The sequence below is a fragment of the Brevundimonas sp. TSRC1-1 genome, from assembly GCF_049898245.1.
GTDB classification, from domain to species: Bacteria; Pseudomonadota; Alphaproteobacteria; order Caulobacterales; family Caulobacteraceae; genus Brevundimonas; species Brevundimonas mediterranea_A.
Genome location: NZ_JAFCXI010000001.1, coordinates 756,133 through 777,538 on the forward strand (window position 1 = coordinate 756,133; position 21,406 = coordinate 777,538).

General features: G+C 66.7%; 23 protein-coding genes. 13 read left to right on the forward strand and 10 right to left on the reverse strand.

The genetic code is table 11. The features are described 5' to 3' along the window. The first annotated feature begins 102 nt into the window (after positions 1-102). The 3 genes from ACP7CK_RS03805 to ACP7CK_RS03815 are packed head-to-tail and all read left to right on the forward strand — an operon-like array spanning position 103 to position 3,023. Positions 103-369, forward strand: coding sequence for a FeoA family protein (locus tag ACP7CK_RS03805; RefSeq protein ID WP_008258842.1), 267 nt, complete (start codon positions 103-105; stop codon positions 367-369). Beyond that, positions 369-2,237, forward strand: coding sequence for a ferrous iron transporter B (gene feoB / locus ACP7CK_RS03810; RefSeq protein ID WP_426025161.1), 1,869 nt, complete (start codon positions 369-371; stop codon positions 2,235-2,237). The genes ACP7CK_RS03805 and feoB overlap by 1 nt, the downstream gene beginning before the upstream one ends. 33 nt (positions 2,238-2,270) lie before the next feature. Next, the gene (locus ACP7CK_RS03815) at positions 2,271-3,023 is read left to right on the forward strand and encodes a prepilin peptidase (RefSeq protein WP_008259076.1); all 753 of its coding nucleotides are present in this window, start codon (positions 2,271-2,273) and stop codon (positions 3,021-3,023) included. On the opposite strand, the gene ACP7CK_RS03820 is transcribed toward ACP7CK_RS03815, so the two are convergent. Together ACP7CK_RS03820 and ACP7CK_RS03825 are read right to left on the reverse strand one after the other, a co-directional pair. After that, positions 3,020-3,646, reverse strand: coding sequence for a TetR/AcrR family transcriptional regulator (locus ACP7CK_RS03820; RefSeq protein ID WP_035310838.1), 627 nt, complete (start codon positions 3,644-3,646; stop codon positions 3,020-3,022). The two genes, ACP7CK_RS03815 and ACP7CK_RS03820, sit on opposite strands and share 4 nt — an antisense overlap. A 151-nt stretch (positions 3,647-3,797) precedes the next feature. Further along, on the reverse strand, positions 3,798-5,279 hold the full coding sequence (locus ACP7CK_RS03825; RefSeq protein WP_154725182.1) for a D-alanyl-D-alanine carboxypeptidase: 1,482 nt from the start codon (positions 5,277-5,279) through the stop codon (positions 3,798-3,800). A 273-nt stretch (positions 5,280-5,552) separates the two neighbouring features. On the opposite strand from ACP7CK_RS03825, the gene ACP7CK_RS03830 reads away from it, so the two are divergent. From ACP7CK_RS03830 to ACP7CK_RS03855, 6 genes are all read left to right on the forward strand, one after another. Continuing rightward, positions 5,553-6,023, forward strand: coding sequence for a phasin family protein (locus ACP7CK_RS03830; protein ID WP_008261352.1), 471 nt, complete (start codon positions 5,553-5,555; stop codon positions 6,021-6,023). Between the two features lie 170 nt (positions 6,024-6,193). Continuing rightward, entirely contained in the window at positions 6,194-6,523 is a 330-nt protein-coding gene (gene clpS / locus ACP7CK_RS03835) for an ATP-dependent Clp protease adapter ClpS (protein ID WP_035309618.1), read from the forward strand. A gap of 13 nt (positions 6,524-6,536) precedes the next feature. Further along, positions 6,537-8,840 carry an ATP-dependent Clp protease ATP-binding subunit ClpA gene (clpA, locus tag ACP7CK_RS03840; RefSeq protein WP_008264041.1) on the forward strand — a complete coding sequence of 768 codons (2,304 nt, stop codon included), beginning with the start codon at positions 6,537-6,539 and terminating at the stop codon, positions 8,838-8,840. Positions 8,841-8,932: 92 nt separating this feature from the next. Next, positions 8,933-10,606: a class I SAM-dependent methyltransferase gene (locus tag ACP7CK_RS03845; protein ID WP_426025162.1), complete on the forward strand. Its 1,674-nt coding sequence runs from the start codon at positions 8,933-8,935 to the stop codon at positions 10,604-10,606. Positions 10,607-10,661: 55 nt separating this feature from the next. After that, positions 10,662-10,985 (forward strand): ArsR/SmtB family transcription factor, encoded by a 324-nt coding sequence (locus tag ACP7CK_RS03850; protein WP_040349992.1) that lies wholly within the window; start codon positions 10,662-10,664, stop codon positions 10,983-10,985. Beyond that, positions 10,982-11,392, forward strand: coding sequence for an SRPBCC family protein (locus ACP7CK_RS03855; protein WP_008261182.1), 411 nt, complete (start codon positions 10,982-10,984; stop codon positions 11,390-11,392). The genes ACP7CK_RS03850 and ACP7CK_RS03855 overlap by 4 nt, the downstream gene beginning before the upstream one ends. A 41-nt stretch (positions 11,393-11,433) precedes the next feature. Here the strand turns inward: ACP7CK_RS03855 and ACP7CK_RS03860 are convergent, their stop codons facing one another. Further along, the gene (locus ACP7CK_RS03860; protein WP_426025163.1) at positions 11,434-12,582 is read right to left on the reverse strand and encodes a GNAT family N-acetyltransferase; all 1,149 of its coding nucleotides are present in this window, start codon (positions 12,580-12,582) and stop codon (positions 11,434-11,436) included. Then, positions 12,579-13,037 (reverse strand): RidA family protein, encoded by a 459-nt coding sequence (locus ACP7CK_RS03865; protein WP_154725178.1) that lies wholly within the window; start codon positions 13,035-13,037, stop codon positions 12,579-12,581. The genes ACP7CK_RS03860 and ACP7CK_RS03865 overlap by 4 nt, the downstream gene beginning before the upstream one ends. 104 nt (positions 13,038-13,141) lie before the next feature. Between ACP7CK_RS03865 and ACP7CK_RS03870 the strand changes: the two genes are divergently transcribed. Next, complete coding sequence (locus tag ACP7CK_RS03870) at positions 13,142-14,059, forward strand: hypothetical protein (RefSeq protein WP_426025164.1); 918 nt, start codon at positions 13,142-13,144, stop codon at positions 14,057-14,059. 19 nt (positions 14,060-14,078) lie between these two features. Here ACP7CK_RS03870 and ACP7CK_RS03875 read toward each other — a convergent pair whose 3' ends face one another. Genes ACP7CK_RS03875 through ACP7CK_RS03885 form a run of 3 tightly spaced genes read right to left on the reverse strand, consistent with a single transcriptional unit; the run spans position 14,079 to position 17,423 of the window. Then, entirely contained in the window at positions 14,079-14,819 is a 741-nt protein-coding gene (locus tag ACP7CK_RS03875; RefSeq protein WP_426025165.1) for a polysaccharide deacetylase family protein, read from the reverse strand. A 37-nt stretch (positions 14,820-14,856) separates the two neighbouring features. Further along, positions 14,857-16,152 carry a nicotinate phosphoribosyltransferase gene (locus ACP7CK_RS03880; RefSeq protein ID WP_372704711.1) on the reverse strand — a complete coding sequence of 432 codons (1,296 nt, stop codon included), beginning with the start codon at positions 16,150-16,152 and terminating at the stop codon, positions 14,857-14,859. A gap of 8 nt (positions 16,153-16,160) precedes the next feature. After that, on the reverse strand, positions 16,161-17,423 hold the full coding sequence (locus ACP7CK_RS03885; protein ID WP_426025427.1) for a DNA polymerase IV: 1,263 nt from the start codon (positions 17,421-17,423) through the stop codon (positions 16,161-16,163). A gap of 112 nt (positions 17,424-17,535) precedes the next feature. On the opposite strand from ACP7CK_RS03885, the gene ACP7CK_RS03890 reads away from it, so the two are divergent. Both ACP7CK_RS03890 and ACP7CK_RS03895 read left to right on the forward strand, forming a co-directional pair. After that, positions 17,536-17,901, forward strand: coding sequence for a response regulator (locus ACP7CK_RS03890; protein WP_164952723.1), 366 nt, complete (start codon positions 17,536-17,538; stop codon positions 17,899-17,901). After that, positions 17,898-19,259 (forward strand): PleD family two-component system response regulator, encoded by a 1,362-nt coding sequence (locus ACP7CK_RS03895; RefSeq protein ID WP_426025166.1) that lies wholly within the window; start codon positions 17,898-17,900, stop codon positions 19,257-19,259. The genes ACP7CK_RS03890 and ACP7CK_RS03895 overlap by 4 nt, the downstream gene beginning before the upstream one ends. A 144-nt stretch (positions 19,260-19,403) precedes the next feature. Here ACP7CK_RS03895 and rpmG read toward each other — a convergent pair whose 3' ends face one another. Further along, positions 19,404-19,571 (reverse strand): 50S ribosomal protein L33, encoded by a 168-nt coding sequence (gene rpmG, locus ACP7CK_RS03900; RefSeq protein WP_008262536.1) that lies wholly within the window; start codon positions 19,569-19,571, stop codon positions 19,404-19,406. A gap of 126 nt (positions 19,572-19,697) precedes the next feature. Between rpmG and ACP7CK_RS03905 the strand changes: the two genes are divergently transcribed. Next, positions 19,698-20,264, forward strand: coding sequence for a hypothetical protein (locus ACP7CK_RS03905; protein WP_426025167.1), 567 nt, complete (start codon positions 19,698-19,700; stop codon positions 20,262-20,264). Between the two features lies 1 nt (position 20,265). On the opposite strand, the gene ACP7CK_RS03910 is transcribed toward ACP7CK_RS03905, so the two are convergent. Both ACP7CK_RS03910 and ACP7CK_RS03915 read right to left on the reverse strand, forming a co-directional pair. Beyond that, complete coding sequence (locus tag ACP7CK_RS03910; RefSeq protein WP_426025168.1) at positions 20,266-20,673, reverse strand: DUF5990 family protein; 408 nt, start codon at positions 20,671-20,673, stop codon at positions 20,266-20,268. 2 nt (positions 20,674-20,675) lie between these two features. Next, on the reverse strand, positions 20,676-21,395 hold the full coding sequence (locus ACP7CK_RS03915) for an NUDIX hydrolase (protein ID WP_426025169.1): 720 nt from the start codon (positions 21,393-21,395) through the stop codon (positions 20,676-20,678). Positions 21,396-21,406: the final 11 nt, after the last annotated feature.

A 21,406-nucleotide genomic window follows, 5' to 3' on the forward strand; every position in this document is an offset into this window, starting at 1 on the left:
GGTCAAGCTGTCCTGCTGGACGGATGGGGCGCGCACCTGATAATCAGTGTCAAAGAAACGCGGAGTCGCCGGGGGGCGGCGTCCGCCCGTGCGAGTCTAGATTTGACCGATACCATAAAGCTGAGCCAGGCCCGCCGCGGCGATCAGGGCGTGATCACCCAGGTGGGCGCCCATTGTCACCACCAGGGCGAGGCGGTTGAACTGGAACGCCGCCTGCTTGAACTGGGCTTCGTCGAGGGCGCGCACGTCGAACTGCTGCACGAAGGCCTGTTCGGTCGCGATCCCATCGCGATCAAGGTGGATGACATGCGCGTGGCCCTGCGCCGCCACGAGGCCGCCAGTCTGACGATCAGGCTGGACGCCGCCTGATGGACATGGCCCTGAAGACCGCCCGCGTCGCCCTGGTCGGCAATCCCAACAGCGGCAAGACGGCCCTGTTCAACGCCCTGACCGGCGCCCACCAGAAGGTCGCCAACTACGCCGGGGTCACCGTGGAGCGGAAGGAGGGGCTGATCCGCGCCGCCTCCGGCCGGACCATGTCGGTGCTGGACCTGCCCGGCACCTATTCGCTGCGCGCCCGCAGTCCCGACGAGGAAGTCACCCGCGACGCGGTCCTGGGCCGCCTGGCCGGTGAAACCCCGCCGGATGTGGTGGTCTGCGTGGCCGACGCCACCAACCTGCGCCTGATCCTGCGCCTGGTCCTGGAGCTGAAGGCCGTCGGCCGACCCATGGTCCTGGCCTTGAACATGTACGACATCGCCCAGCGTCAGGGGCTGCGGATCGATCTGGAAAAACTGGGCGCCGAACTGGGCGTGCCGATCATCACCACGGTCGCGACGCGCAAGCGCGGCATCGACGATCTGATCGCCGCCGTCGAGACCCAGGTCGATGTCGCCGCCGCCAGCGAGAACCAGTGGCGCAGTCCCGACGCGACCGAGCTGCGCACCGCCGCCCGCGAGGCGGAACGGATCATGAAGGCCTGCGTGCGTCCGCCCGAGCGGCCGGACACTCTCACAGGGCTGATCGACAGCGTCCTGCTGCATCCGCTGGGCGGCATGATCATTCTGATGATCATCCTGTTCGCCATGTTCCAGGCCGTGTTCAGCTGGGCCGCGCCCCTGATGGACGGGATCGAGGGGATCGTCGGATGGCTGGGCGCCGGCGTGGCCGCGCTCATTCCCGACGGCCTGCTGCAAAGTCTGATTGTCGACGGGATCATCTCGGGGGTCGGCAGCGTGCTGGTCTTCCTGCCGCAGATCCTGATCCTGTTCCTGTTCATCATCGCCCTGGAAGACTTCGGCTATATGGCGCGCGCCGCCTTCCTGATGGACAAGATCATGGGCGGGGCGGGGCTGCACGGCCGGGCCTTCATCCCGCTGTTGTCCAGCTTCGCCTGCGCCATTCCCGGCATCATGGCGGCGCGGGTGATCGATTCGAAGCGTGACCGCCTGACCACCATACTGGTGGCGCCGCTGATGACCTGTTCGGCGCGGATTCCGGTCTATACCCTGATCATTGCGGCCTTCATTCCCAACGAGACCGTCTGGGGCTTCGTCAATCTGCAAGGCCTGGTGATGTTCGGCCTCTACGCCGCGGGCATCGTCAGCGCCCTGCTGGTGTCGCTGGTGATCCGCAAGGTCTTCTGGCGCGGGGCGGTCGAGCCCTTCATGATGGAGCTGCCCACCTACAAGGTTCCGGATTTCAAGAGCGTCGTCTTCAACCTTTGGATTCGCGCCAAGATCTTCGTCAACCGCGCCGGCCGGATCATCCTGCCGCTGGTGATCATCCTGTGGGTTCTGGCGACCTTCCCCTATCCGCCCGAGAACGCGACCATGCCGGACATCGACTATTCGTTCGCCGGCATGATCGGGCGGGCGCTGGAGCCGATCTTCGCGCCCATCGGCTTCAACTGGCAGATGGTCGTGGCCCTGATCCCCGGCATGGCGGCGCGCGAGGTGGCGGTGGCGGCCCTAGGCACGACCTACGCCATCGCCGACGCCGAGAATGCGACCGGGCTTCTGGCCTCGACCCTGTCGTCGCAATGGTCGCTGGCGACGGCCCTGTCCTTCCTGGCCTGGTACATCTTCGCGCCCCAGTGCGTGGCGACCCTGGGCGTGGTGAAGCGCGAGACCAATTCGCTGAAATGGACCTGGATCATGATCGGCTACATGTTCGGTCTGGCCTATCTGGCGTCCTTCGTGACCTATCATGTGGCGGTGGCGCTCGGGGGCGGCTAAGCGGGGGCGGTTCCTAACCGACTGGATCCCGAGATGAGCCCTGCCGTCGCCGCCGTCGTCCTGGGCCTGCTGGGCCTGATCATCGGCAGCTTCCTGGCGGCGGTCAGCGTGCGCCTTCCGCGTGACGAGGATATCGTGGCCGCGCGGTCGCGCTGCATGGGCTGTGACCAGACCCTGCGGCCGTGGGAACTGGTTCCCCTGTTCAGCTGGCTTGTACTGCGTGGGCGGTGCGCGCGGTGCGACGCGGCCATCTCGCCGCGCTATCCGCTGATCGAGCTGGGGGCCGCCGGGATCGGCGTCTGGGCGGGCTTCAGCGGGTCGTCGTGGCTGATGGTCGCCGCGACCGCCGTCCTGGGCTGGCAACTGCTGTTGATCGCCATTATCGACGCCGAGAATTTCTGGCTGCCCGATGTCCTGACCTGGCCGTTGGCGGCCACAGGCCTGATCGCCGCGGCCCTGATCGACCGGGATTCGGTCCTGACGCACCTGATCGGGGCGGCGGTCGGCTTTGGCGGTCTTTGGCTGGTCGGCTGGCTGTACAAGGCGGTCCGCAAGCGCGACGGCCTGGGCGGCGGCGACCCCTTCCTGTTCGCGGGCGCGGGCGCCTGGATCGGTTGGTTGGGCCTGCCCAGCGTGCTGCTGTGGGCCTCGGCCGTCGGTCTCAGCCTGGTGTTCGGCATGCTGGTGGTGCGCCGTTCGGTCAGCGCAACGCAGAAACTGCCGTTCGGCGTCTTCCTGGCCGTCGGGATCTGGCTGACCTGGCTGTACGGGCCGCTCGGATTCTAGCGCCCGGTCGTCAGCTTGACGATGATGATGGCCGCCGTGTCCAGAATGGCTTCAGGCGTATCGGCGCGGCGCAGCAGGTCGAAGCTGGCGGCGGTCGATTCGGCGATGGAGGCGATCTGGTACGAGGCCAGGCGCGGGCTGTAATCCTTGGGATGCAAGCCTGCGGCATGGGCCTGGGCGACGCGGCGTTCGATCGCCAGGTGCAGGCGGCGCAGGCGACGCACCCGGCTCTCGACGAAGGCGGCCTCGCCGTTGTCGGCCAGCATGTGCTCGACCCGCAGCACCTGACCGTGATCGCGCCAGATGGCCATGACGTCCAGTATGAAGGCCCGGCCGATGGCGAAGGCCTTGTCGCCCGGCCAATCCGCCTGGAAATGGGCGGCCAGGCCCTGGAAATCCGTCGCCGCCGCCTCGCACAGGGCCAGGACCGGCTCTTCGACCGTCTTGAAATAGGTGTAGAAGTTGGACGGGGACACCCCGGCGGCCGAGGCGAGGTCCGCCACGCGGATTTCGCCATAGTGCCGCTCGTTCAGCAGGGCGCGGGTCGCGTCGAGGATCGCCTGGCGCGTGCGCCCGCCCCGCGCGCCGATCTTGTGCCCCAGCTTGTTGGTGGTGTCGGCCATGTCCTCGATGGTCGGAAACTGAACGGGGTCGTGCGCGGAGATATGATCCGCGAGATTCGCTCAGATAAGAAGGAAGAACGTCGTTCTAAGACAGTTCAGGGTATTTGAACCTCGCCGGAAAGACCAGCGCAGACGGCGATCCCGTCGCATTTCAGTCGGGACGGATGACCATGCAGGTCACGCGCCGTTCCGACAGGGCGTCGCACGCGGCCTTGGCGGTGTCTTCGGTCAGGCCTGTGAAGCGTGAACGGTACCAGTCGCCGGCCGTCTGAACATTACGTTCGGCGCTGGCGAACTGGGCGCGGAAACGGCGATTGACCTCGGCCAGCCAGTCGGTCGCGACCTTCTCGTCACGGAAGGCGCCGACCTGCACCGCCCAGCGGCCGGACGGGCGAGCGGCGGCGCGAGCCGGTTCGCGGGCGGGCGGCGGCGCGGCGCGGCGCGGCGTGGTCGAGGGCGCGACGGCGGCCCCGGACGGCGCGCCGTTCAGGGCGGCGGTGACATTGGCGGGCGCGCGACGGGTCGGGACGGTCGGCTGGGCTTGAGCCTGGGCCTGGGCGGCGGCGCGCTGACTGGCGGCGGCGCTGCGTTCCGATGGCGAGGGCGTGATCCGCGTCGGCAGAGCGGCGGGCGCCGGAGCCGCCGTGTAGGCGACGGCGCTCGACTCGGCCCCGATGCCGTCTTCGTCATTGCCGATGGAGGCATAGGCGACGGGCGCGCTGGGCGACAGGGACTCGCCGCCGACGCCGAAGCCGCGCTGTTCGAAGAAGGCCTGGGCGATCTGGATGTTTTCGCCCTGGCTGCGACGACGCTCGACCTCGAAGCCGGTGTCCATCAGTTCGGCGACGTGGGCGTTGCGGCTGGCGCTGGAGCGGCCGCCCAGGACGACGGTGATCAGCCGACGGCCGTCGCGCACCGCCGAGGCGGCCAGATTATAGCCCGAGGCGTTGGTGTAGCCGGTCTTCATGCCGTCATAACCGTTTCCGGTCGGCAGTAGGCCGTTGGTGTTGCGATAGCTGCGACCGTTGTAGGCCCAGTCGTGCAGGCCGAAGTATTTATAATACTGTGGGAAATCGCGCATGATGGCGCGAGCCAGGATCGCCTGGTCGCGGGCCGAGGTCGTCTGGCGGGCGTCGGGCAGGCCGTTGGCGGTGAAATAGCGCGTCTGGGTCATGCCCAGCTGTTGCGCCTTCGCGGTCATCAGGGTGGCGAAGCGCGATTCCGAGCCGCCGATATGCTCGGCGATGGCCACGGCCATGTCGTTGGCCGAACGCACCGCAGTGGCCCGCATGGCGTCGTCCAGGGTGATGGTCTGGCCTGCGCCCAGCCCGAGTTTCGACGGGGGTTGCGCCGCCGCTTGCGGCGAGACCGTGAGGACGTCGTCGGCATGGACCTTGCCCTGAGACAGGGCTTCGAACGTCAGGTACAGCGTCATCATCTTGGTCAGGGACGCCGGATATCGGCGGCTGTCGGCGTGGCGCGAGAACAGCACCTCGCCCGACGCGGCGTCGATGACGATGGCGGCGTAGCGGCTGTTTTCCTGCGACTGGGCCTCGATAGGCCTGACGTTCGCCCCAAGGACGAGCGAAAGCGCGAGAACGGCGAAAAGGCCACGACGGAGAAAGGCGATCATGGGCGGTTACGACCCTCGGTGAGCAGGGTGCGACAGGCCCCCCGGCCGACGCGATTAAAGGACTAGCATAGGAACTTGGGGTTTCATGGTGGTTAACCGGCCGTCAACGCGAATTTGAAGTGTCGAACCAGATTATCGCCGTTCATATGCTGCGTTGCACAAAAATCTTGAATCGCCTTCGCACTTGCAGCATAACGGTCGCGGGCCAGTTCATCCGACGCCCCGATTTCGCCGTGCCTATTTCCCCCTCTTCCTTCCTCTGGAGACACGATCATGGCTGACAGCGCCGAAACCGTGAAGAAGACCGTCGAACAAACCGCCGCCAAGGCGAAGGCCCAGGCCGCCGAGTTCCAGGCCGCCGGCGCCAACGCCTTCCGTGAAGGCATCGAGAAGTCGGTGGCTTCGCTGGGCGAACTGAACGCTCACAGCAAGAAGAACCTCGACGCCATGGTCGAGTCGGCCACGGTCGCCCAGAAGGGCGCCGAAGCCCTGTCGCAACAGGCGCTCGGCTTCGCCAAGTCCGCCTGGGAAGACGGCGTCGCCGCCAGCAAGGAACTGTCGACCGCCCGTTCGGTGCAGGAGTTCTTCGAGCTTCAGACCAACTGGGCCAAGAAGTCCATGGAACGCTACATGTCTGAAATGACCCGGACGAACGAGATCGTCACCGCCACGGTCAAGGACAGCCTCAAGCCGATCAACGAGCGCGTCACCGCCTCGGTCGAGACCTTCCAGGCCGCCCGCTGATTTCGCGGCGATCCTGAACGGATTCGAAAGGCCCCGGGGTTCGCCCCGGGGTTTTTTTCGTTCTGGGACCGGGGTTTGCGCTTCACGAAACCTGTGACTGGACGCCGCTTCAATTCAGGCCATCATTCCCTATCTGATAGAGAAGACGACTCCCCGATTACGGAACACGAATGCCCATACAAAGGCCCGGTGAAAACGGGGGAGGCGCAGGCGCCGCCACCGTCACCGAAACAAAGCCGAAGCTTCAGAAGCCCTCGCTCTATCGAGTGCTGATCCTGAACGACGATTATTCGCCGATGGAATTCGTCGTCTATGTGCTGGAGCGGTTCTTCCAGAAGAGCCGGGAAGAAGCCACCCGCATCATGCTGCATGTGCATCAGCATGGCGTGGGCGTTTGCGGCGTCTTCACCTACGAGGTCGCCGAGACCAAGGTCGCGCAGGTCATCGAGACCGCGCGCCGCCACCAGCACCCTCTGCAATGCACGATGGAAAAGGACTGAGAGGAGCCTCCCTATGCCTTCATTTTCCCGTCCTCTCGAAGAAACCCTGCATCGCGCAGTCGGCTACGCCAATGCGCGCAGGCACGAGTATGCGACGCTCGAGCACCTGCTGCTCGCGCTGATCGACGATCCCGACGCGACTGCGGTCATGAGCGCCTGCAATGTCGATCTGACCGCGCTCAAGGCCGCGCTGACGCTCTATGTCGATAATGATCTCGCCGCCCTCGCCACGTCCGACGGGGAGGAAGCCAAGCCGACCGCCGGTTTCCAGCGCGTGATCCAGCGCGCCGTGATTCACGTCCAGTCGTCCGGGCGCGAGGAAGTGTCCGGCGCAAACGTGCTGGTCGCCATCTTCTCCGAGCGCGAGAGCCACGCCGCCTATTTCCTGCAGGAGCAGGACATGACGCGGTATGACGCGGTCAACTTCATCGCTCACGGCATCGCCAAGAAGGCGGGCGCCAGCGAGACCCGCCCGGCCAAGGGCTCTTCACCCGAAGAGGCGGAGGACCAGTCGGCCGTCAAATCCGGCGGCGAGGCGCTGCAGGCCTATTGCGTCGACCTCAACGAGAAGTCGCGCCAGGGCAAGGTCGATCCGTTGATCGGTCGCCAGGCCGAGGTCGAACGCTCGATCCAGATCCTGTGCCGCCGCACCAAGAACAACCCGCTGCTGGTCGGCGACCCCGGCGTCGGCAAGACCGCCATCGCCGAAGGCCTGGCCCGCAAGATCGTCAACGGCGAGGTGCCCGACGTCCTCAAGGACGCCACCATCTACAGCCTCGACATGGGCGCCCTGCTGGCCGGCACCCGTTATCGCGGCGACTTCGAGGAGCGCCTGAAGCAGGTGGTCAAGGAGTTGGAAAGCCACGACAACGCCGTGCTCTTCATCGACGAGATCCATACGGTGATCGGCGCCGGCGCGACCTCGGGCGGGGCCATGGACGCGTCCAACCTGCTGAAGCCGGCCCTGGCCTCGGGGTCGCTGCGCTGTATGGGGTCGACGACCTACAAGGAATATCGCCAGCACTTCGAGAAGGACCGCGCCCTGGTGCGTCGCTTCCAGAAGATCGACGTCAACGAGCCGACGGTCGAGGACACGGTGAAGATCCTGAAGGGTCTGAAGACCTATTACGAGCAGCACCACAAGGTCCGCTACACCGACAGCGCCATCCGCACCGCGGTGGATCTGTCGGCCCGCTACATGACCGACCGCAAGCTGCCGGACAAGGCGATCGACGTGATCGATGAGGCCGGGGCGTCGCAGATGCTGGTGGTCGAATCCAAGCGCAAGAAGGTCATCGGTCAAAAGGAGATCGAGGCCGTCATCGCCAAGATGGCCCGGATCCCGGCCAAGTCGGTGTCCAAATCCGACACCGAAAGCCTGCGCGAACTGGAGGTCGATCTGAAACGGGCCGTCTTCGGTCAGGAACAGGCCATCGAACAGGTGTCGGCGGCGATGAAGCTGGCGCGGGCGGGTCTGCGCGACCCGAACAAGCCGATCGGCAGCTTCCTGTTCAGCGGTCCGACCGGCGTCGGCAAGACCGAGGTGGCCAAACAGCTGGCTTCGACCCTGGGCATCGAGATGCAGAGGTTCGACATGTCGGAGTACATGGAGCGCCATACGGTCAGCCGTCTGATCGGGGCGCCTCCCGGTTATGTCGGCCATGACCAGGGCGGTCTGCTGACCGACGCCGTCGATCAGCATCCGCATTCGGTGGTGCTGCTGGACGAGATCGAGAAGGCGCACCCGGATGTCTACAACATCCTGCTGCAGGTGATGGACAACGGCATGTTGACCGATGCGGTCGGCAAGAAGGTCGATTTCAGGAACGTCATCCTGATCATGACCACCAACGCCGGCGCCGCCGACAACGCCCGCGCCTCCATCGGCTTTGGCCGGGGCAAGGTCGAGGGCGAGGACGACAAGGCCATCCAGCGTCTGTTCGCGCCGGAGTTCAGGAACCGCCTGGACGCCATCGTGGCCTTCAAGCCGCTGCAGGCCGACACGATCCGCTCGGTGGTGACCAAGTTCATCCTTCAGCTGGAAGCCCAGCTGGCGGACCGGAACATCACCATCGAACTGACCGACGAGGCGGCCGACTGGCTGGCCAAGAACGGCTTCGACGAGCTGTATGGCGCGCGTCCGCTGGCGCGGGTCATCCAGGACTCGATCAAGAAGCCGCTGGCCGACGACATCCTGTTCGGGCGTCTGACGCGCGGCGGGCACGTCAAGGTCCAGCTGAAGGACGGCAAGATCGACTTCGACATCAAGAGCGCCGGCGGCGTGGCGGTGAAGTCGGAGGAAGAAGAGACGGCCTGATCGGGCCTGATCGACGACGAATGGGAGGCCCGGGCGGAGACGCCCGGGCCTTTTTTCATGCGCGGAGCGCACGGCGGCGGCATACTGGGCCGATGGGGCAGGTTGAACAGATTGAAGAGGCGGGGGCTTTGCTCGCCCAGGCGGAGGGGCGGCTGGCGGATGGGGATCTGCACGGCGCCTTTGCTGCCTACAAGGCGTGCCTGAAGGCGGCGCCCAATTTTGCGCCCGGACTTGCGGGCATGGGTCTGTTCCTGGCCGAGCACGGCGATCCCGGAACGGCGGCCCAACTGTTGAGCCAGGCGATGGCGGAGGGGGATGCGGCGGTGCGGTTGCGGGTCGCGCCGGCGTTCGCGCGCCTGCTGGAAGGGCTAAAGCCCAGCGCCTGGGATCCGGCGCTGGACCGCGATCTGCTCGTTTGTCTGTGCTCGCCCACCGTAGATCCGCAGACCCTGGCGCGCGTCACGGCGGAGACCCTGTTGTTGAAACAGGCCCGGTTCGACGGAACGGCGGCGACGCTGGAGGCCATGGGGCGCGACCCCTTGTGGCTAGCCTTCCTGTCGCGGTGCGTGAACGTCAGCGCCGCCATGGAGATGCGTCTGGACGCCGTGCGGACGGCGGTGGTCGAGGCGGCCGGCGCATTTGAATCTCCTGTCGGAGACCTGGTCGCCGCCCTGGGGATTAGCGGCTTCGCATCCGAATATGTTGCACCGGTACAGGCAACTGATGGCGCGGTCGCCCTGCTGTTCCGGTCGCCCACCCTGTCAGAAGCGACGGCCTTGGGCGAGGGCGAACTCAAGGCGCAACTGATCCGCCGCGCCATCGACGAGCCCGCGCGGGAGCGTACTCTGGCCCAGTCCGTGCCAGCCTTGACGCCCGACGGCGCAGACGCCGTGTCCGATGCGGTCAAGGATCAGTACGAGGCCAACCCCTATCCGCGCTGGTCAGCGCCTCCCGCGCCAACGCCGCGAAGACTCTCAGATGCGATCGCGGCCCTGCCGGGGCTTGACGGCAAGGCTTTCGGAGGCCGCGCGGAGACAGTGCTGGTCGCGGGGGGCGGCACAGGGTTCGAGCCCATCGACATGGCGCGGATGGACCCTTCGCTGGCGATCACCGCCATGGACCTGAGCCGCGCCAGCCTGGCCCACGGCATGCGGGTGGCGGAAGACCTCGGGCTGACGGGGGTTCAGTTCGTCCAGGGCGACATACTGGCCTTGGACCAGGTTCAGGCGCGGTTCGATGTCGTCACCAGCACCGGGGTGATCCACCATATTGCGCGGCCCGAGGACGGGCTGGCGCGGCTGGCGGGCGTCTTGCGGCCCGGTGGCGTGGTGCGGCTGGGCCTCTACAGCGAGCGGGCGCGGGCGGTGGTGCGGGCGGCACATCAGCTGATCCGGGCGCGGGGCTGGACGCCGGTCGAGGCGGACATCCGGGCGTTCCGCGCCCATGTTCTGGCTCTGCCGGATGGGGAGCCCTTGGCCGCGCTGAAGGAGAGCGCCGACTTCTACAGCCTCAGCGGCTGTCGCGACCTGGTCTTCCATGTGCAGGAACACCGCTATACGCCGCCAGAACTGGGCAGGCTGATCGCTGGGGCAGGGCTGCGGTTGGTGGGTTTCGAAGCTTCACCTGAGGCGAGGGCGGCCTTCAACTCGGCGTTTGGGGCGGCCGACCCTCTGGATCTGAGCTTGTGGGACACGCTCGAGGCGCGACGCCCCACTCTTTTCCACGGCATGTACCAGGTCTGGGCCCAGGCAGGCGGCGCGCATTGACAAACCATAACCTTGAAGTTATCGGTTAACTCATCACCGTCGCATTATGGGTTTCATGTCTGCCTCGCACGAACTGCTTTTCACGACCTTGGCTGATCCGACCAGACGCGGACTTTTCGAAAGCCTGTGTCGTGAGGGAGAGCAGACGGTGCACGCGCTTACTGCACAGTCCGGCGTTTCCCAACCTGCAGTCTCAAAACATCTCGGCGTCCTCAAGCAGGCAGGCCTGGTGCGCGATCGTCGCCAAGGACGAGAAACCCATTACAGCGCGCGCGCCGACGCCCTTGCGCCGCTGAACGACTGGACAGGGAGAATGACCGACTTCTGGCGAGGTCGGTTCGACGAGCTCGACAATCTACTCCAGAGGATGGACCAATGACCGAGGTTGCAACCCAAATTCGCTCTGTCGTCATCGAGAGGGAGTTTCCCTATCCGCCGGAGAAGATCTGGCGCGCACTGACGCAGCCCCACCTGATCGCAGAGTGGCTGATGAAGAACGATTTTCAGGCCGAGCTCGGCCACGCCTTCGAGTTTCGCGGAGATTGGGGGGCGGTATCCTGCAAGGTTCTGGAAATCGAACCGAACAGAACCCTGACCTACAGCTGGTCCGCCCATGGCCTTGAAAGCGTGGTGACCTGGACGCTTGCGCCTTCGGCTACGGGCGCGAGTTTGCGAATGGAGCATTCGGGCTTTCAGGACGGCCAAGACCAATTTTATCAGGGCGCAAAAACGGGTTGGGCGCATTTTCTCGCCTCGCTCGATCCGGTGCTGGCGAGATTGGACTGAGTCCCGACGCCGGGGCGGCAAATCCGCGCAGAGGGCAGGACTCAGCCATTTCCTTTGAATGGCGAAAGCTCGTCGGTCATCTCACGCCTCTGCGCCTCCACCGCCGGGCCTTCGCGTCGGAGATAGTCGGCCACCGGGCCGCGCAGCGCGGGGTCGGCGATGAAGTGGGCGGAATAGACGGGGGAGGGCAGATAGCCGCGCGCGATCTTGTGCTCACCCTGTGCGCCGGCCTCGACGCGGGACAGGCCGCGCGCAATGGCGAACTCGATGGCCTGATAATAGCAGAGCTCGAAATGCAGGAAGGGCACGTCTTCCAGCGTGCCCCACTGGCGGCCGTACAGGGCGTCGCGGCCGATGAAGTTCAGGGCGCCGGCGATGGGCGTTCCATCGCGGAAGGCCATGACGAGGGCGATGCGTTCCGCCATCGTCTGGCCGACCCGGGCGAAGAAGTCCCGCGTCAGATAGGGTCGGCCCCATTTGCGGTCGCCCGTGTCCAGGTAGAAGGCGAAGAAGGCGTCCCAGTGGGCCTCGGTGATCTCGGCGCCGGTCAGGATGCGGATGTCGAGATCGGCCTGGGCGTCGCGGCGTTCGCGGCGGATCGTCTTGCGCCGGTTGGCCGACAGGGCGGCCAGGAAATCGTCGAAGGTCTGATAGCCGTCGTTGCGCCAGATGAACTGGATGTCCTGGCGCGGCAGCAGGCCCGACTGAGCCATGTCCGTCCATTCGGTCTCGGTCGGAAAGTTGACGTGCAGGGACGAGACCCCCGTCCGCTCGACCAGGGTCAGGGCGCCCTGGAGCAGGGCCTGGCGCACGGTGGCGGCGTCAGTGTCTGGGTGATTGAGGAAGCGCGGCCCGGTCGCCGGGGTGAAAGGCACGGCCCCCAGAAGCTTGGGATAGTAGCGGCCGCCGGCGCGCTCATAGGCGTCGGCCCAGCTGTGGTCGAAGACGTATTCGCCCTGGCTGTGGCCCTTCAGATAGAGGGGCATGACGCCGAGGACGGCGTTGTCCTCGTCACGCAGGGCTAGGTGGCGCGCCGCCCAGCCTTCCGGCGGGGCCGCGCTGCCGGAGGCCTCGCAGGCGTGCAGAAAGTCGTAGGAGACGAAGGGATCGCCGGTGGGACGCGCGCAGGCGTCCCAGGCCTCGCGGCCGATGTCGGCGATCCCCTCGTGGACCGTGAGGGTGAAGGTCAACGGATCTCCACGATGGCGTCGACCTCGACGGCGAATCCGAGAGGCAACTTGTAGACGCCCACGGCCGAGCGGGCGTGGCGGCCGGCGTCGCCGAACACCTCGACCATCAGGTCCGAGCAGCCGTTGATGACGGCGGGAATGGCCTCGAAATCCGGACCGGCCTGGACGAAGCCGCCCAGTTTCACGATCCGCACCACCCGGTTCAGGTCGCCGTCGCAGGCGGCCTTGATCTGGGCCAGCAGGTTGATCCCGCACAGGCGGGCGGCGGCGTTGGCCTGGTCCGGCGTCACGTCCACGCCGACCGTGCCCTTGACCCCGCCCGAGGCGTCGTTCGACAGCTGGCCCGACACATGGACCACGGCGCCCGTCTGGACAAAGGGCACATAGTTGGCCACCGCCTTGGCGGGTTCCGGCAGGGTGATGCCGAGTTCGGCGATGCGGGCTTCGATGCTCATGGGGGCTCCTTGATCTGGTTGGCGGTTTAGCGCGGCGCAAGGGCGGCGTCACCGGTCGCGTGGCTTTAAAGCTTCGCCAACCGGGCCGTGTCATGGTGTGGCCCATGGATCTGCACCTGACTCCCGACGTCTCCGCCTTCCAGGCCGTTCTGGCGCGGCTGTCGCCCGAGGATCGGGCGCGCGTGGACGCGGCTCTGGAGCCGGCGGCGGTCAGAGCCGCCGAGGCTGCGCCCCACTGGGATTTCGAAATGCCGGCCAAGGCGGTGGACGCTCTGCTGGGGCCGGGCGTGTCGGACGACGTGCGACGCGGCCTGGTCGCGGCCTGGGCCCTGGGTCTGCCGGACCGGGTGAAGGCCATGGCCCTGCCGGCCGAGGTCCTGACGCTCTACCCTTATTGGATCGACCAGCTCGCCGCCTTTCTGAGCAAGGCCGAGGGGGATTACGACTTCGATCACTGGTCCAAAGACGTGCGCTTTTCCCTGGCGCTCAGCGTGCCCGGCGCCAAGAGCCAGGTGATCGACCTCAGTTCGCCGGTCGGTCCGGGACAGATCGTCAAACATGTGCGCGAGGGCTGGGGCTTCGGCCCGCTGTTCCGCTATCTGGCGGCGGGGGCGAAACGCGAGCCCTGGCTGGAGGTCCATACCGAGAGCCGCTGGCTGCGCGGCTTCAACGAGGACGGCTGGAACGAAGCCTGGGCCACGGCGGCGGAAATCTGCCGGACGCGGCCGGAGCTGGCGGGGATGATCGGCTCCAGTTGGTTCTATGATCCGCCCCTGACCGAGATCAGCCCGCGCCTGGCGCACCTGCGGCTCAACCCGCTGAAGGGCGGCGCCTTCATGGTTCACCAGGGGCCGGGCGAGATCCATACGGAGCGGGCCGGAACGGCCTCGGCGTCGCGTAAGGCCTTGATCGACAGCGGTGAATACACCGCGCGGTCATGGCTGATGGTCTGGCCGAGGAAGGAGCTGATCGCCTGGGCGGACCACAGGAAGATGGAAGAGGCCGCTTCTCATCAAGCGTAGGCGCAAGTGACGGCGGTGGCTAATAGGCCGCCATCGCCCACGCCGCCGCGACCGGCTGTATGTCCAGATCGGCGGCCTTGGCCAGGCGGATCAACCGGTCGATGTCCTCGGGTTTGCAGCCGTAGGGGGTGGGAGCGTCGCTGACGTCATGGCCGTAGGCGATCAGCCAGCCCCTAGACGCCGCCGTGTCTGCGACCATCTGTTCCAGATCATAGCCGGGCAGGCGGCGGCTCTCCAGCCCGACGGCCTGCAACAGATTGCGGTCCACGCGGCCGGCGTTGATCCCGTCGCGCACGCCGCGGCCGCAAAGGAAGCGGCGGTCGATCACCGGCTTGGCCCCAAGGGCGCAGTCGCCGAACGGATAGGCGAAGCTGAGCATCTGATAGTCGTCCAGACGTTCCGACACCCAGGCGGCGTTGCGGGCCAGGCTGGCGTCCAGTTCGGCGGGCGACAGGGTCAGGGTCGAGACGTGTTCATAGGTATGGCAGCCGACCTCGTGCCCGGCTTCGTGCAGGGCCTGGAGGTGTTCGGTCTCGAACTGCGGCAGGTCCAGATTGCGACCGCCCGACAGGCCGCCGCAGACATAATAGGTGGCCTTGACGCCATGCTCGGCCAGGATCGGTCCGGCCTCGAGCCAGGCCGAGGCGGGGATGTCGTCGAACGACAGGCTGAGGACGCCGCGCGCGGGCTGGATCATCTCCGCGCGGACGTCGAGGTAACGGCCGGCGCGGCGGCGCATCTTGTCGATGAAGGCGTTCATCCCGCCCTTATGGCCGAAAGGGGCTTAAGGCCGGGTTTCAGACGACGACGGGCTGGGCCGTCAGGCCGCGCACGCCGAAGACGCGGCGATAGCGTTCGATCTCGGCCGGATCGCCGACGGCCTTTTCCGGATTGTCCGACAATTTGACGGCCGGTCGGCCGCCGGCCTCGACCACCTTGCAGACCAGGGAGATCGGCTCCAGTTCCGGCGCGAAGGCGGGTGAGCAGTCGCGGAAGTCGTTGGTTAGATTGGTGCCCCAGCCGAAGCTGAGACGGGCGCGGCCATGGAAATGGGCGTGGGCGGCCTCGATGCCGTCGATGTCCATCCCGTCCGAGAAGATCAGCAGCTTCTCCTTCGGATCGCGGCCGTGGGCGCGCCACCAGTCGATCAGCCGTTCGCCCGCGGCGATGGGCGGGGCTGAATCGGGACGGAAGCCGGTCCAGTCGGCGACCCAGTCGGGCGCCTGGTCCAGAAAGGCCTCGGTGCCGAAGGCGTCGGGCAGGACGACCAGCAGATTGCCGCCATAGTGGCGCCGCCATTCGTCCAGCACCGCATAGGGGGTCCGGGCCAGGGCCGCGTCGTCGGGCGCCAGGGCGGCCAGGACCATCGGCAGTTCGTGGCCGTTCGTGCCGATGGCTTCCAGGTCGTTCTCCATGGCGTGAAGCACATTGGAGGTGCCGATGAAGGCCTGGCCCAGCCCCTCCTTGAGCGCCTGTATGCACCAGCGCTGCCACAGGAAACCGTGGCGACGGCGGGTGCCGAAGTCGGACAGGGCCAGATCGGGCAAGCGCCGCAACCGTTCGACCTTCGACCAGAGCCGGGTCTTGGCGCGGGAGTAGAGGACGTCCATCTCGAACCGGCCCAGCCGCCGCAGACCAACGCGGCAGCGCAGTTCGTTCAGGATCGCCAGGGCCGGAATCTCCCACAGCGTCACCTCGGCCCAGGCGCCCGCGAAGGTCAGGACATACTGGCCGTCCTGAACCGACAGGTCGTAGTCGGGCAGGCGATAGTCGGTCAGCCAGCCGATGAAGTCGGGCGAGAAGATCTGCTTCACGCCATAGAAGCTGTTGCCCGCCAGCCAGACCAGTTCCTTGTTGGTGAAGCCCAGGGTGCGGGCGTGGTCCAGCTGTTCGCGCAGGGCGCCGATGTCGATCTCGTCGGCCAGGCGGACGGACCGGGTGCGGTTTATGACCTGGAAGACGACCGGCGTGTCGCGATGCTCGCGCCAGATCATCTGCAGCATCAGCAGCTTGTAGAAGTCGGTGTCCAGCAGGCTGCGGACGATGGGGTCCAGGCGGAAGCCGTGGTCGTAGGCGCGTTTGGCGAGATCCATGCCGCTTCCTACGGCTTCAACGCCCGCCCCGCCACCACGGCGTCCTTGCCGAATTTTTCGCGCAGGGCGTCGATGGCGCGTTCGGTTTTCAGGGCGCGGGTCTCGGGGGTCTGGAACAGGCCGGCGGGGGCGTCGTCGGCGTCCTGGATGTCGGCCATGCCGATGCCGATCAGCCGATAGGGCGGACCCAGTTCCGGCTTCAGCAGGTCGCGGCCGGCGGCGAACAGGGCGCGGGCGGTCTGGATCGGGTCGGCCAGGCTGACACGGCGGGTGATGATCTTGAAATCGCTGCGCCGCAGTTTCAGCACCAGAACGCGGCTGGCGACGCCGTCGCGCCGGGCCTTGGACGCCAGTTTCTCGCACAGGGGCCAGAGCTCGGCCTCCAGCGCCTCCTGAGAGCTCAGGTCTTCGTTGAAGGTCGTTTCGGCGCTCATGCCTTTGCGGTCGCGCTCGGGGTTCACGGCGCGGGCGTCGCGGGCGTGGGCCAGATCATGCAGGCGCAGGCCCGATTCGCCGTAGCGCTTGACCAGGTCGCGCAGGTCCGCCTTCGCCAGGTCGCCGATGGTGGCGAAGCCGTCGCTGCGCAGCGCCTTGCCGAACACCGGGCCGACGCCGGGCAGGGCTGTGACGGGGCGCGGCGCCAGAAGAGCCTGGGCGTTGGCGGCGCCGACGACGGAGAAGCCCCGCGGCTTGTCCATCTCCGACGCCATCTTCGCCAGGAAGCGGTTGGGGGCCAGGCCGATGGAGACCGTCAGGCCGGTTTCTTCCTCGATCTGTTTCTGGAAGCGAATCAGCTGGAAGGCGGGCGGACCGCCGTTCAGCCGCTCGGTCCCCGAAAGGTCCACCCAGGCCTCGTCCAGCGACAGCGGCTGGATCAGGGGCGTCAGCCGGCCCAGGGCGCCGAGGATGCGTTCCGATTCGAAGACATATTTGGCGAAGTTCGGCTTGATCACCACGGCCTCTGGACAGGCCTTCAGCGCCTTGAACATCGGCATGGCGCTGCCGACGCCGTACTGGCGCGCGACATAGCAGGCGGTGGACACCACGCCGCGCTTGCCCCCGCCGACGATGACCGGCTTGTCGCGCAGTTCGGGCCGATCGCGCTTCTCCACCGAGGCGTAGAAGGCGTCGCAGTCCATGTGGGCGATGGACAGCTGGTCCAGTTCCGGATCGGCGACGATGCGACGGGAGCCGCACGACGGGCAGCGTCGGTCCGGCGGTCCGGCGGGGTCGGCGCCGGTCCACAGGCAGTCGCGGCAGACGGCCTTCATGGCCACGCTTAAGGTCTCCGTAACCTTGGCTTCACCCCAACTTAAGACTGGGCGCCCACTATTCCACCGCACGAGGCGCCCCCTTGTGAGGGGCCCCGCAGGTCAGGTGATGATGTCCAAGAAAGTCCTCATCGTCGAGGATAACGAGCTGAACATGAAGCTTTTTCATGATCTGCTCGATTCCCAGGGCTACGAGACCCTGCAGACCCGTGAGGGACTGCAGGCTCTGGCTCTCGCGCGCGCGCATCATCCGGACCTGATCCTGATGGATATTCAGCTGCCTGAAATCTCCGGTCTCGAAGTCACCAAATGGCTGAAGGACGACGAGGAGCTGAACCATATCCCGGTGATCGCCGTTACGGCCTTCGCCATGAAGGGCGACGAGGAACGCATCCGCCAGGGCGGGTGCGAGGCCTATATCTCCAAGCCGATCTCCGTCATGCATTTCCTCGAAACGATCCGGCAGCATCTGGGATGAGCGCACGGATTCTGGTGGTCGACGACGTGGACGTGAACGTCCGTCTGCTCGAGGCCAAGCTCACCATCGAATATTACGACGTTCTGACCTGCAACGACGGGGCGACCGCGCTGGATCTGGCGACGGAGCATCAGCCGGACATGATCCTGCTGGATGTGATGATGCCCGGCATGGACGGGTTCGAGACCTGTCGGCGGCTGAAGGCGCGGGCGGAGACGCGGCACATACCGGTGGTGCTGGTGACGGCGCTGGATGGACGCGAGGATCGAATCCGAGGGCTTGAGGCGGGGGCCGACGACTTCCTGACCAAGCCCATCGACGACGTGGTCCTGTTCGCGCGCGTCAAGTCGCTGACGCGGCTGAAACAGGTGATGGACGAACTGCGCGAGCGCGAGGAAAGCAGCCGGCGCATGGGCGTGGACGGCGAGGGGGCCGCGCGGTTGCGCAGCGAGGGCGGCCGGGTCCTGATCATCGACGACGATGCGAGCCAGGCCCAGACGATCGCCGCCGAACTGGGACGCGAGCACCGCGTCTCCATAGAGTCCGATCCGGAGGCCGCCTTGGCGACCGCCAAGGGGCCGCTGGACCTGATCATCGTCAATGTCTCCGCCGAAAGCTTCGACGGGCTGCGGGTCGTGGCCCTGGCCAGGTCGGGCGATGCGCGTCGCGCTCCGATCCTGGCCATTGTCGAGCCGAAGGAACGGCCGCGCATGGTCAAGGCGCTGGAACTGGGCGCCACCGACATCCTGCCGCGCCCGATCGATCCCGAGGAGCTTTCGGCGCGTGCGCGAACCCAGATCCGCCGCAAACGCTACACCGATTTCCTGCGTCAGAAGCTGGACAGCAGCCTGGAGATGGCCGTCACCGACGCCCTGACCGGTCTGCATAACCGTCGCTACATGACCGGGCAGTTGCAGGCCCTGGTCGGGCGGGCCGCGCATGGGGGCGCGACGGTGGCGGTGCTGGTGCTGGACATCGACCACTTCAAATCCGTCAACGACGGCTTCGGTCATGACGCCGGCGACGAGGTTCTGGCCGAGTTCGCCGTGCGACTGGCCACCAATGTCCGCGCCGTGGACGTGCCGTGCCGGATGGGCGGCGAAGAATTCGTGGTGGTCATGCCGGGCGCCAGTCTGGAAGACGCGCGGATCGTTGCGGAACGGATTCGCCGGGACATCGCCTCCGCGCCCTTCCGGGTCATGGGCGGCAAGGAACTGCTGACCATCACCATCTCGATCGGGGTCGCCGCCACGACCGGCGCCGGCGATACGCCCGAAGCCCTGCTGAAACGCGCCGACGAAGGGGTGTACGAGGCCAAGGCGGGCGGCCGGAACAAGGTCATCGCCAAGGCGGCCTGACGTCGCTTGTCTCCGTTGTCAGACGATGTCGAGAAGAACGACAAGCAACTGAAAACGCCCGGCGGTTGACCCGCCGGGCGTTTCATTTTCAGTCTCAGATCAAGGCGCCCTCGGAGCGTGCGAGGGTCGCCGGGCCTTGAGCCCTTACTTGATCTTGCCTTCCTTGAAGTCGACGTGCTTGCGCACGACCGGGTCGTACTTCTTGACGACCATTTTTTCGGTCATGGTGCGGGCGTTCTTCTTGGTGACGTAGAAGAAGCCGGTGTCGGCCGTGGAGTTCAGGCGGATCTTGATGGAAGCCGGTTTGGCCATCGGAATTACCTCTGCGACGGCGAAAGCCGCTTAAAATAAGAGGCGCGGAACATACTCAGCCGCGCCCCAAAGTCAACGGGCGCGATGCCACGTTGATGCGGCGCGGCGCATATATAATGTCGTCGCATGAAAATCGCATCCTTCATCGCCGCTCTGGCCGTTGTTTCCGCGCCTTTCGCAGGCGCTGCGAACGCCTTTTCCACGCCGGAGCAGGACGCCTTCCTGGCGCGGCTCACCGCCCTGTGCGGCCAGAGATTCGAAGGACGGGTCGTCACGACCGACGCGGCCGACGCCGCCTTCACCAGCCAACGGTTGATCATGCATGTCCGCGACTGTTCGGCGGACGAGGTGCGTATTCCATTCGCCGTGGGCGAGGATCGGTCGCGGACCTGGGTGGTGACAAAGACGGACACGGGCCTGCGGCTGAAACACGATCACCGGCACGAGGACGGCGCGGCCGACGTGCTGCACTGGTACGGTGGAGATACGACGGAGGCGGGCACGGCCGAGCGGCAGGCCTTCCCGGTGGACGCCGAGTCCATCGCCCTGTTCAACGCCAACAACGCCTTGGTCTCGACCACCAATGTCTGGGCGATGGAGGTCCATCCGGATCGGATGTTCGCCTATGAGCTGCGGCGTCCGAACCGTCATTTTCGGGTGGAGTTCGACCTGACGAAGCCGGTCGCCGATTAGGTCAGACGGCGCGCCAGGGCTGGAGCGGCCGCACGGTGGCGCAAGCTGGACCGCCGTCGCGGGCGCGGCCGGGCAGAACGGCTTCCAGCACGCGCCCGTCGCGCGCCAGGGCCAGAAGGTCGGCGGGGATGTCGTGGACGTCGATCTTGGCGCGACGGCTCCATTCGCCGTGCTGTCCGGCCGATGTGCCGATGGCGATATAGACGAAGCGTCGCGACGGTCCTTCGCGTCGCACGAAGGGGCCGGTCAGCCGCCCGTCGTCGGACAGGGTGACGGGGGCGTCGAAACTGATCGAACCATCGTCAGCGATGCGGGGATCGACCGGCGCGTTGGCCTTATCCTGCAGGCTGTAGGCGACGCCCGCGACCGGGTCGGCGGTGGTCAGGCGCAGGGTGATGGCGCTGGGCATGGTCAGTCCCTGTGATCGACGACGTGGCGGCCGCGCACCATGCGGACGAAGGGCAGGGGCCGGTCAGGATTGGCGCGGTCCTGGGCCAGGCGCTCGGCCAGTTCACCCAGCACGAACCGGGTGATGGCGGGCAGGTCCAGGGCGCGGGCGTCTTCCAGCGGGAGCCAGGCGATCTCGTCCAGTTCGCCGGACCCTGCGGTCGGCTCGGGCGTCAGCAGGGCCTCGGCCGACGCCATGAAGAAACGGGCGTCGAACCGGCGCGTCCGGCCGGGCGGTGTGATGGCGCGGGCGATGTAGGACAGGGCCGCCAGATCGGGCAGAGCGCCCGCCTGTCGATACTCGCGCCACGGTCCGGCGACGCTGGCGGAGGGCGCGGCGCGCCCCAGGATCAAGCCGGTCTCCTCGAACGTCTCGCGCACCGCCGTCAGGGCCAGGGCGCGCGCGCGGCGGGCGGGAACCTCGGCCTCCAGCCTGCGGGCGACGTCGGACGTCAGATCGCCCGTTGCGGCGGCGGTGAAATCCGCCCGGTCAATCCGTCCGCCGGGAAACACCCACTTCGACGCCATGAAGACATGCCCTGGCGCCCGTCTTCCCATCAGCACCTCGGGCCGCGACCCGCCCCGCGTCAGGATCAGGGTCGCCGCGTCCTTGGGCCGCTGGGCGCCGCCGATGCGCGGGGCGTCGGCGAGGTCTTGGGCGGCGTCGAAGGGGTGATCCTTCATTCCGCTCATTC

Coding starts and splice junctions, on each gene's coding strand:
- feoB (WP_426025161.1), top strand. CDS start 369: ATGGACATGGCCCTGAAGACCGCCCGCGTCGCCCTGGTCGGCAATCCC.
- ACP7CK_RS03815 (WP_008259076.1), top strand. CDS start 2,271: ATGAGCCCTGCCGTCGCCGCCGTCGTCCTGGGCCTGCTGGGCCTGATC.
- ACP7CK_RS03820 (WP_035310838.1), bottom strand. CDS start 3,646: ATGGCCGACACCACCAACAAGCTGGGGCACAAGATCGGCGCGCGGGGC.
- ACP7CK_RS03825 (WP_154725182.1), bottom strand. CDS start 5,279: ATGATCGCCTTTCTCCGTCGTGGCCTTTTCGCCGTTCTCGCGCTTTCG.
- ACP7CK_RS03830 (WP_008261352.1), top strand. CDS start 5,553: ATGGCTGACAGCGCCGAAACCGTGAAGAAGACCGTCGAACAAACCGCC.
- clpS (WP_035309618.1), top strand. CDS start 6,194: ATGCCCATACAAAGGCCCGGTGAAAACGGGGGAGGCGCAGGCGCCGCC.
- clpA (WP_008264041.1), top strand. CDS start 6,537: ATGCCTTCATTTTCCCGTCCTCTCGAAGAAACCCTGCATCGCGCAGTC.
- ACP7CK_RS03845 (WP_426025162.1), top strand. CDS start 8,933: ATGGGGCAGGTTGAACAGATTGAAGAGGCGGGGGCTTTGCTCGCCCAG.
- ACP7CK_RS03850 (WP_040349992.1), top strand. CDS start 10,662: ATGTCTGCCTCGCACGAACTGCTTTTCACGACCTTGGCTGATCCGACC.
- ACP7CK_RS03855 (WP_008261182.1), top strand. CDS start 10,982: ATGACCGAGGTTGCAACCCAAATTCGCTCTGTCGTCATCGAGAGGGAG.
- ACP7CK_RS03865 (WP_154725178.1), bottom strand. CDS start 13,037: ATGAGCATCGAAGCCCGCATCGCCGAACTCGGCATCACCCTGCCGGAA.
- ACP7CK_RS03870 (WP_426025164.1), top strand. CDS start 13,142: ATGGATCTGCACCTGACTCCCGACGTCTCCGCCTTCCAGGCCGTTCTG.
- ACP7CK_RS03875 (WP_426025165.1), bottom strand. CDS start 14,819: ATGAACGCCTTCATCGACAAGATGCGCCGCCGCGCCGGCCGTTACCTC.
- ACP7CK_RS03880 (WP_372704711.1), bottom strand. CDS start 16,152: ATGGATCTCGCCAAACGCGCCTACGACCACGGCTTCCGCCTGGACCCC.
- ACP7CK_RS03885 (WP_426025427.1), bottom strand. CDS start 17,423: ATGAAGGCCGTCTGCCGCGACTGCCTGTGGACCGGCGCCGACCCCGCC.
- ACP7CK_RS03890 (WP_164952723.1), top strand. CDS start 17,536: ATGTCCAAGAAAGTCCTCATCGTCGAGGATAACGAGCTGAACATGAAG.
- ACP7CK_RS03895 (WP_426025166.1), top strand. CDS start 17,898: ATGAGCGCACGGATTCTGGTGGTCGACGACGTGGACGTGAACGTCCGT.
- rpmG (WP_008262536.1), bottom strand. CDS start 19,571: ATGGCCAAACCGGCTTCCATCAAGATCCGCCTGAACTCCACGGCCGAC.
- ACP7CK_RS03905 (WP_426025167.1), top strand. CDS start 19,698: ATGAAAATCGCATCCTTCATCGCCGCTCTGGCCGTTGTTTCCGCGCCT.
- ACP7CK_RS03910 (WP_426025168.1), bottom strand. CDS start 20,673: ATGCCCAGCGCCATCACCCTGCGCCTGACCACCGCCGACCCGGTCGCG.
- ACP7CK_RS03915 (WP_426025169.1), bottom strand. CDS start 21,395: ATGAAGGATCACCCCTTCGACGCCGCCCAAGACCTCGCCGACGCCCCG.